Here is a 16,187-nt window from a genome sequence, read left to right as displayed (position 1 = left end):
GGCCGTCGCGGGTCGTCTGGCAGAATGAACCCTCGTCCTTCCTGGACAGTGTCAGCCCGTCTCCGGTTACGTACCGCGCGGCGGTCACGCACACATGCGCGAAACCGGACCCGCAGACCATGTGGGTCGCCGAATCGCGTGGTGACCAAACTACTGAAAGAAGACTGAACAGCATGGCTGTCAAGATCAAGCTCACTCGTCTCGGCAAGATCCGCAACCCGCAGTACCGCGTCGTCGTCGCCGACGCCCGCACCCGTCGTGACGGCCGGGCCATCGAGTCCATCGGCCTGTACCACCCGAAGGAAGAGCCTTCGCTGATCCAGATCGACGCCGAGCGCGTCGCGTACTGGCTGTCCGTCGGCGCGCAGCCGACCGAGTCGGTGCAGCGTCTGCTGGAGATCACCGGCGACTGGCAGAAGTTCAAGGGCCTGCCGGGCACCGAGGGCACCCTGAAGGTCAAGGCCGAAAAGGCCTCCAAGCTGGACCTGTTCAACGCCGCGCTCGCCGCCGCCGACAACGCGCCCACCACCGAGGCCGTCACCCCGAAGAAGAAGGCCGCCAAGAAGGACGAGGCTGCCGCTGAGGAAGCCGCCACCGAGGCTGCCGAGTAATGACTGCTGTTGTTGCCGATGCCGTCGAACATCTGGTTCGCGGCATCGTCGCCAACCCTGACGACGTCCGTGTCGAGCTGCTCACCGGCCGTCGTGGACGCACTGTCGAGGTACACGTCCATCCTGAAGACCTGGGCAAGGTGATCGGGCGCGGTGGTCGTACCGCGACCGCGCTGCGCACCCTGGTCGCCGGCATCGGCGGCCGTGGGATCCGGGTCGACGTGGTCGATACCGACGCCTAGATGGAACTCGTCGTAGGTCGGGTCGCCAAGTCGCACGGCGTGCGCGGCGAACTCGTCGTCGATGTGCGCACCGACGAGCCGGACGTCCGGTTCGCACCGGGCGTCACGTTGCGCGGCAGGATGCCGAAGTCCTCGGCGACCCGTGACTACACCGTGAAGTCGGCCCGAGAGCACTCGGGCCGACTTCTGGTGTACGTCGACGGTATCGACGACCGCACCGCCGCCGACGCCCTGCGCGGCACGTTGTTCGTCGTCGACAGCGATTCGCTGCCGCCGTCGGAGGATGACGACGCCTTCTACGACCACGAACTCGAAGGTCTTCGGGTCGAGTTCGCCGACGGCACCCTCGTCGGCACGGTCACCGAGGTGCTGCATTCGGCCGCGGGAGAACTGCTGTCGGTGCGTGCCGCCGACGACGGTCGCGAAATTCTCATTCCCTTTGTCACCGCCATCGTGCCGACGGTCTCGCTCGCCGATGGACTGGTGGTCATCACACCGCCCGAGGGCCTGCTCGATCCGGAGTAATTCGTGCAACTCGACGTCGTCACGATCTTCCCGGAGTATCTGGAGCCGCTGCGCACCGCGCTGCTCGGTAAGGCCGTCGACAAGGGCCTGATCTCGGTCGGTGTACACGACTTGCGCAACTGGACCCATGACGTGCACAAGTCGGTCGACGACTCGCCCTACGGCGGTGGTCCCGGCATGGTCATGAAGCCCACCGTCTGGGGCGACGCCTTGGACGAGGTGTGCCCCGACGACGCCCTGCTCGTCGTCCCCACTCCGGCCGGTGTGCCGTTCACCCAGGCCACCGCGCAGCGCTGGGCCACCGAGAAACACCTCGTCTTCGCCTGCGGGCGCTACGAGGGCATCGATCAGCGCGTGTTCGACGACGCCGCCCGCCGCGTCCGCGTCGAAGAGGTGAGCATCGGCGACTACGTCCTCATCGGCGGCGAGGCCGCGGTGCTCGTGATGACCGAGGCCGTGGTGCGGCTGATTCCCGGCGTGCTCGGCAATCAGCAGTCCCACCAAGAGGATTCGTTCTCCGACGGACTCCTCGAAGGTCCCAGCTACACCCGGCCGGTGTCGTGGCGCGGCCTCGACGTACCCCCGATCCTGCTCTCGGGCGATCACGCCAAGGTAGCCGCGTGGCGCCACGAACAGTCACTGGAACGCACCGCGCGGCGTCGGCCCGACCTGCTGCCCTGACCTATCCCGCGATCACGCGGGTGGTGATACAGAACGGGTGGCCTGCGGGGTCGAGCAACACCCGCCAGCGTGGATCCGGTTGTACCGGTGCGGGTTTCGCGCCGATCGCGAGAGCGTGCTGTTCGCATAGATCCAGATCGGCATCGGCGGCCAGGTCGAGGTGTACCGCGGCGGTGCCCGGCCACTGCGGCGGATAGTAGTCCGCCACGTGCTGTGCGGCGATGGTCAATCCCGACGGGATGCGGATCCCGACGCTGTGCGCGTCGTTCCACAGGACACGGCCACCGAGCAGCCCGAGGTAGAAGCGGGCGAGGGACTCGGGGTCGTCACAGTCCAGTGAGAGGCCGGCCAGTTGAAAAGGCTCCGTCATCGGACCGACGGTACCGGGCCGGATGCGCCCCGAGATTGTTTTGTCCCAAAGACATTTGGGTATCCATTGAGGTCATTCGTTGTGTGAACGTCCAAAGTGAGGATTGCTGGTTCCATCCGGAATCGGTTCGGCCCCTGCGTCTTTCGGCACGATCGCATCCGGTGCGGTGGATCCCAACCGGCGGTGCGTCGATGTTCCCAGTACAAGCATTGCATCCGTGGACGATCGGCCGTTGCCGACGCGCGCGTGGCGCGACGTTCGATGTCGGTGGCTCGCGCCGCCGCGCGCGATCGAGTCCGCCCGGGTGGCCGTTGCCTGGCGTCGAAACATTTGTGTCGCCCGAATAAAAGTGATATATCGCACATACCGGACAGCGGGTGAAGGGGCCGGTGCGGCGGCGGTTCAGGGCAGCAAGCCGTGTCGACGTGCCAGCGATACAGCTTCGTGGCGAGTGCTGGCATCGAGCTTGCTCATCGCCTGCCGCAGATAACTCTTGACGGTTTCGGCCCCGAGCGAGAGCCGAAGCGCCGCTTCCTGATTCGTGCAGCCGAGGGCGATCTGGGCCAGCACATCGAGCTCGCGCCGCGACAGCCGCGGCGTCTCGGCGCCGGGCCCGCCGGTCAGCACCCCGGTCAATCGGTCGCACACCCCGGAAAGCTGTTCGCGCAGTACGGGATCGCCGGTCGCGGTCGCGAGGGCGCGAAGTTCGGCGTGGATCTCGCGCAGCTCCTCGGTCACCGCGGGCGTGGACGTGGACGGCGGCGTCGCGAGGTCGAGTAGTCGGACTCGCCGGTCCACTTCGTCGCGGACGGCGATCTCGGCGGCCAGCCTTCTACCCGCCTGCAGGATCACCTCGGCGGTGCGGTCGCCGAGCGGGGTCGCGCCACGGGTGGCCGCGTAGAGCACCGCGCGAGGCCGGTCGGCGACCAGGACCGGCACGGCCATCACCGACCGCAGCCCCTCGCCGACCACCGCGGCGTCGTAGTGGTGGGTGATGGTGGAGGCGCCCCGATAGTCGGCCACCGACGCGGGTCTGCGGTACTCCATGGCCTGCCCGCCGAGCCCGGAGGTGCGGAGCACCGACAGCCCGCGCAGGCCTGTGGTGACGGTGCCCGCGAACTCGGTGAGCAGCAGGGTGTCCTCGTCCACCGCGCCGCCGAACACCACCGGGACGCTCGCCCGGCGCGCCACCCAGCGGATCTCGGCGCGCAGCGCGTCACCGTCGCGCGGGCGCAACAGGGAAGTCATGGATCACCCCTTTTCGGGGGTAGTGGTCGGCGTGAGCTATGCCACATTCTAGGTCACACCCGGGCGGCCGTTGCCCGGGCGTTGAGGAGAAACTGCGATGACTACCGACCTGGACGCGCGGGTGCGCGACCTACTCGACCACTACGACGGACCGGAGGCCTGCGCGGCCGAACTGCTCTGCGATCGGCATCCGGCCACGCAGACCGCGTTCACCGTGGTCGAAGCCGATCTGAGCGCGCACGAGTTGACCTACGGCGAGCTGCGGGAACGCTCGGCTCGGTTCGCCGCCGCGCTGGCCGAACTCGGCGTCGAGCCCGGCGACCGGGTCGCGACGCTGATGGGAAAGTCCGCCGAGCTCGTGGTGGCCCTGCTCGGCATCTGGCGCCGTGGCGCGGTGCACGTCCCGTTGTTCACCGCCTTCGCCACACCCGCCATCGAGTTCCGGCTGAGCGCGAGCCACACGAAGGTCGTTGTCGCCGACGCCGACCAGGCGCCGAAGCTCGCCACGACCGACTACCGGACGATCATCGTCGGCGCCGCCGAGATCCCCGGCGCGCTGCTGTTCGATGAGCTGCTCGCCCGGCACCGGTCCGACGATCCGCGCGCGAGGCCGGTGGCGGTCGGCGGCGACGGTCTGCTGGTCCAGTTGTTCACCAGCGGCACCACCGGAACCCCCAAGGGCGTACCGATCCCGGTCCGCGCGCTGGCATCGTTTCACGCCTACCAGGAATTCGCCCTCGACGTGCGCCCCGAGGACGTCTTCTGGAACGCGGCCGACCCGGGCTGGGCATACGGCCTCTACTACGCGATCCTGGGACCGCTGGCCACCGGCGCGCGCAGCCTGCTGCTGCACGCGGGCTTCTCGGCGTCGCTCACCTGGGACGTGCTGCGACGCTTCGGCGTCACCAACTTCGCCGCGGCGCCGACCGTCTACCGGGCGTTGCGCGCCGACAGCGATTCGGCTCCGGACGGATTCGCCCTGCGCAGAGCGTCGTCAGCAGGGGAGCCGTTGACCCCGGACGTGGTGGCGTGGTCGCAGCGGACCCTCGGTGTGGCGGTGCGCGATCACTACGGCCAGACCGAGCACGGCATGGTCATCTGCCACGCGTGGCACCCCGCCCTCGATGCCGCCGCCCCGCTCGGTTCGATGGGCCGACAGCTGCCCGGGTGGTCCTGTGCGGTCCTGGCCGAAGGCGCCGACGTCGAGGCGGCACCCGGCGAGTTCGGCCGGGTCGCCATCGATACCGACCACAGCCCGCTGCTCTGGTTCCTCGGCTACCTCGACGATCCGGAACGCACCGCGACCCGATTCAGCGCCGACGGACGCTGGTATCTGACCGGTGACGTCGGCGCCCGCGACGCCGATGACTGCTTCCACTTCAGCGCCCGCGACGACGACGTGATCATCATGGCCGGCTACCGGATCGGCCCGTTCGAGGTCGAGAGCGTACTGGTCCTGCACGACCAGGTCGCCGAGGCCGCCGTCCTCGGGATGCCCGACGAACTGCGCGGCGAGGTACTGGAGGCCTTCGTGGTGACCCGCGCCGGCACCGAGGGCAGTGCCGAGCTGACCGCCGAACTGCAGCAACTCGTCAAGGACGAGTTCGCCGCCCACGCCTATCCGAGGAAAGTCCACTTCGTGGACAGTCTGCCCAAGACGCCGAGCGGCAAAGTGCAGCGATTCCTGCTGCGCGGCAAGGAGATTTACTGATGTCCGAACTCAGTTACACCTGTGGTCCGGCCGATACCCCGCTGCTCGGTGACACCATCGGCGCGAACCTCGACCGCACCGTCGCGGCCCACCCGACGCGCGAGGCGCTCATCGACTGTCCGACGGGACGCCGCTGGACCTACCGCGAGCTGGGCGTCGCTGTCGATGCCGTCGCGACCGGTCTCACCGCGCACGGCATCGGCCCTGGTGACCGGGTCGGGATCTGGGCGCCCAACTGCGCGGAATGGCTGCTCGTGCAGTACGCCACGGCGAAGATCGGCGCGATCCTGGTCAATATCAATCCCGCCTACCGCACCAGCGAACTGGACTACGTCCTCAATCAGGCCGGGGTGTGCCTGCTGATCGCCGCACCGGAGTTCAAGACTTCGGACTATGTCGCGATGATCGAGCAGGTCCGGCCGAACTGTCCCGCCCTGGAACAGGTGCTGATTCTGGGCACCGACCAGTGGCGGCAGGTGGTCGAGACGGTGCCCGACGCCGAACGGTTGGCCGCGATCGCCGAGACGCTGTCGGCCGACGATCCGATCAATATCCAATACACCTCGGGAACAACGGGTTTCCCGAAGGGCGCGACATTGAGCCACCACAACATCCTCAACAACGGGTTCTTCGTGGGCGAGCTGTGCGGATACACCGAAGCCGACCGCGTTTGCATCCCGGTTCCGTACTACCACTGCTTCGGCATGGTGATGGGCAATCTTGCGGTCACCTCGCACGGTGCGGCCGTGGTGATTCCGGCGCCGTCGTTCGATCCGGCCGCGACGCTGGCCGCCGTCGCCGCCGAACGCTGCACCTCGCTCTACGGTGTGCCGACGATGTTCATCGCGATGCTGTCCGAACTCGACAGCGGCGCCGCACCGGAGCTGTCCAGCCTGCGCACCGGCATCATGGCGGGCTCGCCGTGCCCGGTGGAGGTGATGAAACGAGTGATCGACCGGCTCGGCATGGCCGAGGTCGCGATCTGCTACGGCATGACCGAGACCTCGCCGGTCTCCACGCAGACCCGTCGCGACGACAGCATCGACCGCCGCACCGCCACCGTCGGCCGGGTCGGCCCACACCTCGAGGTCAAGGTGGTCGACCCGGCGACCGGGCGCACCGTGCCACGCGGCGAACCGGGTGAACTGTGCACCCGCGGCTACTCGGTGATGCTCGGCTACTGGGACCAGCCCGACAAGACCGCCGAGGCGATCGACGCCGCCCGCTGGATGCACACCGGCGACATCGGCGTCATGGACGACGACGGCTACCTCTCGGTCACCGGCCGGATCAAGGACATGGTCATCCGCGGTGGTGAGAACGTCTACCCCCGCGAGATCGAGGAGTTCCTCTACACCCATCCCGACATCGTCGATGCCCAGGTCATCGGCGTCCCCGACGACAGATACGGGGAGGAACTGATGGTCTGGATCCGCCTGCGCGAGGGCGCGGAAGTCCTCGATGCCGCCGCCGTGCGAGCCTTCTGCACCGGTCGCCTCGCCCACTACAAGATCCCGCGCTACGTGCATGTGGTCGACGAGTTCCCGATGACGGTCACCGGCAAGGTCCGCAAGGCCGAGATGCGCGAACTAGCCAGGGAGATCCTCGGCTGAGTGGCTGCGGCGCACCACGATTCGATCCATCACGCATGCTCGCGCTGGGTGTCGACCGGCCGACGTCGGTGTTGACCAACAGCCAGATCGAGCAAGTCGGTGATGCCGAACCCCTCACTCGATGCGTTCTGGCAGTGGGCAGTGACGGCAATCCGCTGACCTGGGTGCCAGCGGGGTGTCGGTCATGAGCTGTAGTCTCTGCGGCTGTGACGACAGCGCCTGAGATCGCCGACAGCACGACCACCATCGCCAGCGTAGGCAGGCGGATCGCCGATGAACTGGGGGTGCGCGAGACCCAGGTCCGCGCCGCCGTCGAACTGCTCGACGGCGGTTCGACGGTTCCGTTCATCGCGCGGTACCGCAAGGAGGTCACCGACGGGCTCGACGATGCCCAGTTGCGCCAGCTCGAGGAACGACTCGGCTATCTGCGTGAGCTCGACGAGCGCCGCGGCGCGATCATCGAATCCATCCGCGGCCAGGGCAAACTCGATCCCGCCTTGCACTCGCAGCTCATGCTCGCCGAGACCAAGGCGCGTCTGGAAGACATCTACCTGCCCTACAAACCCAAGCGCCGCACCAAGGCTCAGATCGCGCGCGAAGCCGGACACGAGCCGGTGGCCGACGCGCTGATCGGCGACCCGAGCACCGATCCGGCCGCCTACACCGCCGAACAGCTCGACGGTGCCCGCTCGATCCTGGTCGAACGCTTCGCCGAAGACGCCGACCTGGTCGGTGAGCTGCGCGAGCTGATGTGGAATCGCGGCCAGGTCACCTCGACGGTGCGCGCGGGCAAAGAAGAGGCCGGGGCCAAGTTCTCCGACTACTTCGAGTTCAGCGAGCCCTTCCACAAACTGCCCTCGCACCGGATCCTGGCGCTGCTGCGCGGGGAGAAGGAGGAGATGCTCACGCTGCATCTCGACGCCGACATCGACGAGCCCGCGCCCGGCGAGCGCACGATCTACGAGGGCCGCATCGCGGTCGCCTTCGGCATCGCCGACAAGGGCCGCCCGGCTGATTCCTGGCTGCTCGACACCGTCCGCTGGGCCTGGCGCACCAAACTGCAGGTGAGTCTGGGGATCGACACCAGGATGCGGTTGCGTCAGGCGGCGGAGAAGGACGCGGTCGATGTGTTCGCCGCCAATCTGCGCGACCTGCTGCTCGCCGCGCCCGCGGGTACCCGCACCACCATGGGCCTCGACCCGGGCTACCGCACCGGCGTGAAGGTCGCCGTCGTCGACGCCACCGGTAAGGCCGTCGCGACCGAGGTCATCTACCCGCACAAGCCGCAGGGGCAGACCGAGAAGTCGCTGGCGGTGCTGGCCGCGCTCGTCGCCCGCTTCGGTGTGGAGCTCATCGCGATCGGCAACGGCACCGCCTCCCGTGAGACCGATGCGCTTGCGGTGGAACTGATCTCGCGGATCCCGGAGAACAAGCCGACCAAGATCGTGGTGTCGGAGGCGGGCGCCTCGGTGTACTCCGCCTCGGCCTACGCCTCGGCCGAACTGCCCGACATGGACGTGTCGCTGCGCGGCGCGGTCTCCATCGCCCGGCGTCTGCAGGACCCGCTCGCCGAACTGGTGAAGATCGATCCCAAGTCGATCGGCGTCGGCCAGTACCAGCACGACGTGTCCGAGACGCTGCTGGCGCGCTCGCTGGGCGCGGTCGTCGAAGACGCGGTGAACGCGGTCGGTGTCGACGTGAACACGGCCTCGGTGCCGCTGCTCTCGCGCGTGTCGGGCGTTTCCTCGTCGGTGGCGGAAAGCATTGTGGCCCACCGTGATCAGAACGGGCCCTTCGACAGCCGCAAGGCTCTGCTCGAGGTTCCGCGCCTGGGGCCGAAGGCTTTCGAACAGTGCGCGGGCTTCCTGCGCATCCGCGGCGGTGTCGACCCGCTGGACACCTCCGCCGTGCACCCGGAGGCATACCCGGTGGTGCGCCGCATTCTCGAGCACACCGGCCGGGAGATGGCCGAGGTCATCGGCAACACCAGCACCCTGCGTGCGCTGAAGCCTGGCGACTTCACCGACGAGAAGTTCGGTGTGCCCACCGTCAGCGACATCATCGCCGAGCTGGAGAAGCCGGGCCTCGACCCGCGTCCGGAATTCAAGACCGCCGAATTCGCCGCGGGCATCGAGAAGGTCGCCGACCTGAAGCCCGGGATGGTGCTCGAAGGCGTCGTGACGAATGTGGCCGCGTTCGGCGCATTCGTCGATGTCGGCGTCCATCAGGACGGGCTCGTGCACGTGTCGGCGCTGTCGCACACCTTCGTCAAGGATCCGCGCGAAGTGGTGAAGTCCGGCGACGTGGTGAAGGTGAAGGTCCTCGAGGTCGATGTCGCGCGTCAGCGGATCGGACTCACCTTGCGTCTCGATGACGAGCCGGGCAAGCCCGCGCAGGGGGACAATCGTGGTGGCGGTGCGCCGCGCGGTCAGGGTCGTGGGCAGCAAGGCGGGCGTGGTCCTGCTCCTGCCCGTAATCAGGGACAGGCCAGGCAGGGCAACGGCGGTGGCAACCAGCGCAAGCAGGCCGCCGCACCGACCGGATCGATGGCCGACGCGCTGCGCGCGGCAGGCTTCGGCAACAAGTAGGTAGGAACTCGAAGACAGGGCGGGCGGCATGCGACGGTGGCTCGAGGACGAGGTGATCGCGCACGGCCGCCTGCCCCTGCTCTGTTTCCTGCTGGGGTTCATCCTCGGCTTCGTGGTTATCCGGGTCAGCGTGCGGATGATCCGGGCGCAGGTGCGCTGGTGGCCGGGCAATGTGAAAGCCGGCGATACCCACATCCATCACATGGTGTTCGGTGTGATCACCGTGCTGCTGTCCGGCATCGGGCTGATCGCCACCGCCGAGGACTCCACCCAGGTCACCTCGAGCGTGCTGGCCGCCGTGTTCGGGATCGGTGCCGCGCTGGTGCTCGACGAATTCGCGCTGATCTTCTATCTGCGTGACGTCTACTGGTCCGAACAGGGCCGCACCTCGGTGGACGCGGTATTCGTCGCGCTCGCGGTGACCGGTCTGCTGTTGCTCGGCGTGCAACCGGCGACGTTTCTGGACTACGACGACTTCCGGGCATCGAGCGGTATCGGGGTGCGGGTCGGCGTGGCCATCACGATCGCGGTGAATCTGTTGCTCGCCGGGGTGGTGATCGGCAAGGGCAAGATCTGGACCGGGCTGTTCGGCATGTTCTTCACCCCGCTGCTGCTGATCGGCGCGGTGCGGTTGAGCAGGCCGGGCGCGCCGTGGGCGCGTTGGCGCTACGGGCACCGGCCCAAGACCATGAACCGGGCGATCGAGCGGGAACGGCGATATCGCCGCCCGGTCATCCGCGCGAAGATCTTCATCCAGGACCTGATCGCCGGCAAGCCCGACGTCGAGCACGCCCGCAAGGCCGCCGAGGCGGAGTTGGCGCGTACCGTCGTCCCGGCGCCGTCGGCCCCGGCGCCGCACCCGCACCTGCTGCCACGCCGCCGAGCCGACCCAGCCGACCGAGCCGACGAGCAGTAAGGCCCGATTTCGATCGCTGCTATCCGGTCTGGCACAATGAGCAGGTTGCCTTGGACGAGTCATGTCCGAGAGCACTCCTGTTCTGAGCATGAACCGGTCGAGCGCGCGAGTGCCGCCAGGTTCCTCTGTTCACGCAAAGAATCCGAAAAGGTGGAAAATGAACACCCTTGATTTCGTCGACGAGAAGTCGCTGCGTAGCGATGTCCCCGCGTTCCGTCCGGGCGACACCCTGAACGTGCACGTGAAGGTCATCGAAGGCTCGAAGGAGCGCATCCAGGTCTTCAAGGGCGTCGTGATCCGGCGTCATGGCGGCGGCATCGGCGAGACCTTCACGGTCCGCAAGGTGTCCTTCGGCGTCGGTGTCGAGCGCACCTTCCCTGTGCACAGCCCCAACATCGACCACATCGATGTCGTGACCCGCGGTGACGTGCGTCGCGCCAAGCTGTACTACCTGCGCGATCTGCGCGGTAAGGCTGCCAAGATCAAGGAAAAGCGCTGATCTCGCAGTAGCACTTCGCAGTACCAGAATTCTTCAGGTAGCCCGGTACCCGACTCACGTCAGGGTGCCGGGCTACTCTGTTCGGCGTGGCAGACGAAAGTGGGTCGGTGTCGGTGTCCGATTCGGGTGACGAAGGTGGACGGCGCAGAAAAAAGCGCGACGACAAGAAGCAGCGCCCGTTCTGGCAGGAGCTGCCGATACTGGTCGTGATCGCGGCTGTGATCGCCGCGCTCATGGTGACTTTCGTCGGTCGGCCGTATGTGATCCCCTCGCAGTCGATGGAGAACACGCTGCTGATCGGTGATCGCATCTACGTCCAGAAGATCAGCTACTACGGCTCCGAACCCGAGCCGGGCGAGGTGGTGGTCTTCGTCGGACCTCCGTCGTGGAACGGGCACTACAAGTCGGTGCGCTCAGACAACTCCGTCGTGCGCGGACTGCAGAACTTCCTGTCCTACTTCGGGCTGGTGCCGCCGGACGAGAACGATCTGGTCAAGCGCGTCATCGCGGTCGGCGGGCAGACCGTGCAGTGCTGCGATCCGCAAGGCCGCGTCATGGTCGACGGCAAACCGCTCGACGAGCCGTACATCAAAAAGGATTACCCCTGGTACACCGACCGTCCCAACGCCGTGTACCCGGCGGGTCGGGTGTTCGGCCCCGTGAAGGTGCCGGAGGGCAATCTGTGGGTGATGGGTGACAACCGCAACGAGTCGGCTGATTCGCGCGCCCACGTCAGCGACGATCTGCAGGGCACCGTGCCGGTGGACAACGTCCGAGGTAAGACGGTGTTCAAGATCTGGCCGCCGAACCGAATAGGTCCGGTCAAGACCCAGAACGCACAAGAGAACTGACACGGTGAGGACGGGCGTCGCGGGTCGAGTGCGTACCCGCGACGCCCAGCGGAACTGACGCGACGGGACAATCGAACTGTGGGGCAGGATCGGACCAGTTGGCCGCCGCGAATGGTGATGCGCCGGGCGAGCGGACTACGCACGCTCGAGGCGGCGCTCGTGCGCGGTGGCCTCGCGCCGGTGGCCGGTGTCGACGAGGCGGGGCGCGGACCCTGCGCGGGCCCGTTGGTGGTCGCCGCGTGCCTGCTGGCGCCCAAGGCCTACGACAAGCTGGCCGGGCTCGACGACTCGAAGAAACTCACGGAGGCGGCTCGTGAGGAGCTGTTCCCGGTGGTTCAGCGATTGTCGCTGGCCTGGAGCGTCGTCGTGGTGCCCGCGTGGGAAATCGACTCGATCGGCATCCACGTGGCCAATATCGAGGGCATGCGCCGAGCCGTCGTCGGCCTCGAACGCACTCCCGGCTACATCCTGACCGACGGATTCAAGGTCCCCGGCCTGCCCGCTCCGTCGCTGCCGGTGATCGGCGGCGACGGCATCGCGGCCTGCATCGCGGCCGCCAGCATCCTGGCGAAAGTGACCAGGGACCGGATGATGGTCGAGCTCGACGCACAGCTGCCCGGCTACGGTTTCGCCACGCACAAGGGCTACAACACGCCCGAGCACACCGCGGCCCTGCGGCAGCTCGGACCGAGCACCGAACACCGTCGTTCCTGGCGGAATGTGCGCGAGCTCGAGGTGCCCGGAGGTAGCCGAGTGGCTACTCGGGCCGCACATGCGCGATGATGTCAGCAATGAACGCGGCGCTGCTAGCAGGAGGACGTCCCACCCGATGAGTGCTGAGGACCTCGAGAAGTACGAAACCGAGATGGAACTGTCGTTGTACCGCGAGTACAAGGACATCGTCGGCCAGTTCTCGTACGTGGTGGAGACCGAACGGCGCTTCTACCTGGCCAATTCTGTCGAACTGCGACCGCAGAACGCCGACGGCGAGGTGTATTTCGAAGTGCGGATGAGCGATGCGTGGGTGTGGGATATGTACCGCCCGGCCAGGTTCGTCAAGCACGTTCGGGTGATCACGTTCAAGGACGTGAACATCGAGGAGTTGGAGAAGCCGGACCTGCGCCTGCCGGAGTAGTTGTCCACAGGGGCGCGGTTATCCACAGGTTTTCTGTTTGCCCAGCTCGCGTGGGTCAGTCACGCGAGGGCTTGTGGCCATGCTTTCGCTCATGGCACACAAACAGGCGCTCGGCGCATACGGGGAGAAGCTGGCGGCGAACTATCTCTGCGAGACCGGGATGGAGATCGTCGCCCGCAACTGGCGGTGTCGATACGGTGAGCTGGATCTGATCGTCCAGGACCCGTCGGTCACCGCATTCGTCGAGGTGAAGACGAGGTCGGGGCTGGGGTTCGGCACTCCCGCCGAGGCGGTCACCTTCAGCAAGCAGCAGCGGATTCGGCGGCTGGCGCTGCTGTGGCTGGCCGAGCAGGACGGGCCGTGGCGGCGGATTCGCTTCGACGTCGTCTCGGTGCTGGTCGCGCGCGGACGCGGGCCGGTCATCGATCACCTCACCGCGGCCTTCTGATGGCACTCGGGCGGGCGTTGTCGGTGGCGGTGACCGGGGTCGACGGACAATTGGTGGAGATCGAGGCCGATATCGGTCAGGGTCTGCCCTCGGTGAATCTCGTCGGTCTGCCCGATACCGCACTGCAGGAATCACGCAATCGGGTGCGGTCGGCGGTGGCGAATACGGGGGAGAAGTGGCCGGATGGTCGCGTGATCCTGGCGCTCTCGCCCGCGACGCTGCCGAAGGTGGGCAGTGTTTACGACCTCGCACTGGCCGTTTCCGTGCTCGATGCCTCCGGTGCGGTGCCCGCTGATCGGCTGGTGAAGACGGTGCTGCTGGGGGAACTGGCGCTGGACGGTCGGGTTCGTCGGGTGCGTGGGGTGCTGCCCGCGGTGATCGCGGCGCGGGCGGCCGGGCTGCCCACGGTTGTCGTGCCTGCCGAGGCGGTGGCGGAAGCGGGGTTGGTCGAGGGGATCGAGGTACTCGGGGCGACGAGCCTGCGGGCGGTGGTGGCTTGGCTACGCGGGGAGGGCAAGCTAGTCGAACCCGACGGTGTGGTGCCGGGGGCGCAGACGCCGTGCGGTGACCTCAGTGATGTGGTCGGTCAGGACGAGGCGCGCTGGGCGTTGGAGGTCGCGGCGGCAGGCGGGCACCACTTGTTGCTCACCGGACCGCCCGGTATCGGCAAAACGATGCTGGCACAACGTCTTCCGGGCCTGTTGCCGCCGTTGTCGGAAGCGGAATCCCTGGAGGTGACCGCGATCCACTCGATGGCGGGATCGCTCTCGGCCGAGCAGCCGCTGCTCACGCTGGCTCCCTTTGTCGCGCCGCATCATTCGACGTCGGTGACCGCGATGATCGGCGGCGGTTCGGGCATGGCCCGACCCGGCGCGGTGAGCCGCGCGCATCGCGGGGTGCTGTTCCTCGACGAATGCGCCGAGATCGGCACGAAAGTGCTGGAAGCACTGCGGACCCCACTCGAAGAGGGCGAGGTGCGCATCGCCCGTCGCGACGGTGTCGCCCGGTACCCGGCCCGATTCCAACTGGTACTGGCGGCCAATCCCTGTCCGTGTGCTCCGGCGCGCGATGTCGACTGCATCTGTGCGCCGTTGGCTCGTCGCCGCTACCTGGGCAAACTGTCGGGACCGCTGCTCGATCGCATCGATATCTGGGTCCAGATGCACGGGCAGGCGGGCGCGACGTTCGGCGACGAGCAGGCCGAGAGCAGCACCACGGTGGCCGCGCGCGTTGCCGGAGCCAGAGCCCGCGCCGCGCAGCGGTGGAGTGCGGACGGGTGGACGACCAATGCCGAAGTGCCGGGCCATGTCCTGCGCAAGCGATTCAAGTTGCCACGGGAATCGATCGCGCCGATCGAGACAGCTTTACGACTGGGTCGAATGTCGGCTCGTGGCGCCGACCGGGCGATCCGGGTCGCCTGGACGGTCTGTGATCTGCGCGACGGGGATCTGCCCACCGTGCAGGATGTGATGTCGTCGTTGAACTTCCGGCAGCGGGGTGCGCAATGAGTGGGTCGCGTGCGGTCGGTGACGTGGTGGATCTGGACGGTGATCCGGACGAACGCCGGCTCGCCTGGGTGTACCTGTCGCGGGTGGTGCTGGGGCCGTGCGCACCACTGTCGGCATTGATCGCCTCGGTGGGGGTGTGCGAGGCCGCCCGTGCGGTCCGCGAGCACGAGTTGCCCGCGGCTTTGCGTGGCCCTACCGCCATGCGGCGCGAGATCGACGCGGCGGAAAAAGATTTGGAGACCATCGCGCGCCTGGGCGGACGGGTCATCACCCCTGATGACGAGGAATGGCCCGGCTGGCGGATGCTCGGACTCGATCAACTCGACACCGAACGCGATCGTGAGGCCGCCGTCCCGCTGGTGCTGTGGGCGCGCGGGCCCCTCTCGCTGCATACCGCGTCCGAACGTGCTGTCGCGGTAGTCGGTTCGCGGTGTAGCAGCGGATACGGATTGCAGGTAGCGAGTGAGATCGCGTGCGACCTGGCCGGTCGGGGGTGGACGATCGTTTCCGGCGCGGCCTTCGGCATCGATGCGGCGGCGCATCGCGCGGCCTTGGCTGTCGGCGGGACAACCGTGGCGGTGCTCGCCTGTGGGGTCGATCGGCCATATCCGGCTCAACACGACCGCCTGCTCGCTGCGATCGCCGAGAGCGGTCTCGTCGTCAGCGAATACCCGCCGGGCATCTCGGCCCAGAAACACCAGTTTCTCGCCCGGAATCGGTTGATCGCCACGCTCGGGGACGGTGTCCTGGTGGTCGAAGCAGGCCTGCGCAGCGGTGCCCGCAACACCGTGAAGTGGGCCCGCAGGCTGGGCCGACCGGCCATGGCTGTGCCGGGACCCGTCGGCTCGGCCTCCTCGGCAGGGTGTCATCGAATGATCAGAGAGGGCGAAGCCCTCCTGGTAACCCGCGCCGAGGACATCATCGACGAAGCGGGCCCGCTTCGCCTCCCGGTCGCCGAAGGCAACCCGGTGGACCCCGTCGCACACCTTCGCGGCGCCGAAGCCGAAATCTATGCGGCTCTCCCCGCCATCGGCTCGCGCGTTCCCCGCGAACTGGCTCAACAATGCGGCCTGGACCTGGCCACAGTCCGGGCGGTCCTGCCGAGCCTGGAACTCGCCGAATTGGTCGGCTGCGACTCCGGTGGATGGTTTCGGACATCCAGTCGACGGGCGAGCTGACGGCGGCACCCGGCAGGGGCGGCGTGGTGGGTTGCGTGGGGGGCGGGGAAGGGTGACGGTGGG

The 16,187-nt window shown here is 67.6% G+C and carries 17 protein-coding genes; 15 read left to right on the top strand and 2 right to left on the bottom strand.

What is annotated here, in order from left to right; translation table 11 throughout:
* Positions 1 to 173: 173 nt before the first annotated feature.
* From rpsP to trmD, 4 genes are read left to right on the top strand one after another with little or no spacing between them, the layout of a single operon-like run.
* A complete protein-coding gene (gene rpsP / locus ASD42_RS07290) occupies positions 174 to 611 on the top strand; it encodes a 30S ribosomal protein S16 (protein WP_056811836.1) in 438 nt (145 codons plus the stop codon).
* The gene (locus tag ASD42_RS07285) at positions 611 to 853 is read left to right on the top strand and encodes an RNA-binding protein (RefSeq protein WP_056811833.1); all 243 of its coding nucleotides are present in this window, start codon (positions 611 to 613) and stop codon (positions 851 to 853) included. The genes rpsP and ASD42_RS07285 overlap by 1 nt, the downstream gene beginning before the upstream one ends.
* On the top strand, positions 854 to 1,378 hold the full coding sequence (rimM, locus tag ASD42_RS07280; RefSeq protein ID WP_056811830.1) for a ribosome maturation factor RimM: 525 nt from the start codon (positions 854 to 856) through the stop codon (positions 1,376 to 1,378). It abuts the gene before it with no gap.
* Positions 1,379 to 1,381: 3 nt separating this feature from the next.
* The gene (gene trmD / locus ASD42_RS07275) at positions 1,382 to 2,059 is read left to right on the top strand and encodes a tRNA (guanosine(37)-N1)-methyltransferase TrmD (RefSeq protein WP_056811827.1); all 678 of its coding nucleotides are present in this window, start codon (positions 1,382 to 1,384) and stop codon (positions 2,057 to 2,059) included.
* Between the two features lies 1 nt (position 2,060).
* Here the strand turns inward: trmD and ASD42_RS07270 are convergent, their stop codons facing one another.
* Both ASD42_RS07270 and ASD42_RS07265 read right to left on the bottom strand, forming a co-directional pair.
* Positions 2,061 to 2,429: a VOC family protein gene (locus tag ASD42_RS07270; protein ID WP_056811825.1), complete on the bottom strand. Its 369-nt coding sequence runs from the start codon at positions 2,427 to 2,429 to the stop codon at positions 2,061 to 2,063.
* A gap of 402 nt (positions 2,430 to 2,831) precedes the next feature.
* Positions 2,832 to 3,677, bottom strand: a complete 846-nt coding sequence (locus tag ASD42_RS07265; protein ID WP_056811823.1) for a helix-turn-helix transcriptional regulator — start codon at positions 3,675 to 3,677, stop codon at positions 2,832 to 2,834.
* A 97-nt stretch (positions 3,678 to 3,774) separates the two neighbouring features.
* Between ASD42_RS07265 and ASD42_RS07260 the strand changes: the two genes are divergently transcribed.
* The 11 genes from ASD42_RS07260 (at position 3,775) to dprA (ending at position 16,124) form a co-directional block, all read left to right on the top strand.
* Positions 3,775 to 5,388 carry an AMP-binding protein gene (locus tag ASD42_RS07260; RefSeq protein ID WP_056811820.1) on the top strand — a complete coding sequence of 538 codons (1,614 nt, stop codon included), beginning with the start codon at positions 3,775 to 3,777 and terminating at the stop codon, positions 5,386 to 5,388.
* Positions 5,388 to 7,001 (top strand): AMP-binding protein, encoded by a 1,614-nt coding sequence (locus ASD42_RS07255; RefSeq protein ID WP_056811817.1) that lies wholly within the window; start codon positions 5,388 to 5,390, stop codon positions 6,999 to 7,001. Before ASD42_RS07260 ends, ASD42_RS07255 begins: the two co-directional genes overlap by 1 nt.
* Positions 7,002 to 7,207: 206 nt before the next feature.
* Entirely contained in the window at positions 7,208 to 9,589 is a 2,382-nt protein-coding gene (locus tag ASD42_RS07250) for a Tex family protein (RefSeq protein WP_082843970.1), read from the top strand.
* A gap of 28 nt (positions 9,590 to 9,617) precedes the next feature.
* Positions 9,618 to 10,505, top strand: coding sequence for a hypothetical protein (locus tag ASD42_RS07245; protein WP_056811815.1), 888 nt, complete (start codon positions 9,618 to 9,620; stop codon positions 10,503 to 10,505).
* 157 nt (positions 10,506 to 10,662) lie between these two features.
* On the top strand, positions 10,663 to 11,004 hold the full coding sequence (rplS, locus tag ASD42_RS07240) for a 50S ribosomal protein L19 (RefSeq protein ID WP_056811812.1): 342 nt from the start codon (positions 10,663 to 10,665) through the stop codon (positions 11,002 to 11,004).
* 86 nt (positions 11,005 to 11,090) lie between these two features.
* Positions 11,091 to 11,855, top strand: a complete 765-nt coding sequence (gene lepB, locus ASD42_RS07235; protein WP_373864353.1) for a signal peptidase I — start codon at positions 11,091 to 11,093, stop codon at positions 11,853 to 11,855.
* A 78-nt stretch (positions 11,856 to 11,933) separates the two neighbouring features.
* Complete coding sequence (locus ASD42_RS07230; RefSeq protein ID WP_084787031.1) at positions 11,934 to 12,638, top strand: ribonuclease HII; 705 nt, start codon at positions 11,934 to 11,936, stop codon at positions 12,636 to 12,638.
* A gap of 46 nt (positions 12,639 to 12,684) precedes the next feature.
* Positions 12,685 to 12,990 (top strand): DUF2469 domain-containing protein, encoded by a 306-nt coding sequence (locus tag ASD42_RS07225; protein ID WP_011210678.1) that lies wholly within the window; start codon positions 12,685 to 12,687, stop codon positions 12,988 to 12,990.
* A 91-nt stretch (positions 12,991 to 13,081) separates the two neighbouring features.
* Positions 13,082 to 13,438 (top strand): YraN family protein, encoded by a 357-nt coding sequence (locus ASD42_RS07220; RefSeq protein WP_056811805.1) that lies wholly within the window; start codon positions 13,082 to 13,084, stop codon positions 13,436 to 13,438.
* Positions 13,438 to 14,946 carry a YifB family Mg chelatase-like AAA ATPase gene (locus ASD42_RS07215; protein ID WP_056811802.1) on the top strand — a complete coding sequence of 503 codons (1,509 nt, stop codon included), beginning with the start codon at positions 13,438 to 13,440 and terminating at the stop codon, positions 14,944 to 14,946. The genes ASD42_RS07220 and ASD42_RS07215 overlap by 1 nt, the downstream gene beginning before the upstream one ends.
* A complete protein-coding gene (gene dprA, locus ASD42_RS07210) occupies positions 14,943 to 16,124 on the top strand; it encodes a DNA-processing protein DprA (protein WP_084787030.1) in 1,182 nt (393 codons plus the stop codon). The genes ASD42_RS07215 and dprA overlap by 4 nt, the downstream gene beginning before the upstream one ends.
* Positions 16,125 to 16,187: the final 63 nt, after the last annotated feature.

This window comes from Nocardia sp. Root136, from assembly GCF_001427185.1.
GTDB classification, from domain to species: Bacteria; Actinomycetota; Actinomycetes; order Mycobacteriales; family Mycobacteriaceae; genus Nocardia; species Nocardia salmonicida.
The sequence above is the reverse complement of the archived record's forward strand: the minus strand, read 5'-3'. Positions and strand labels throughout refer to the sequence as shown.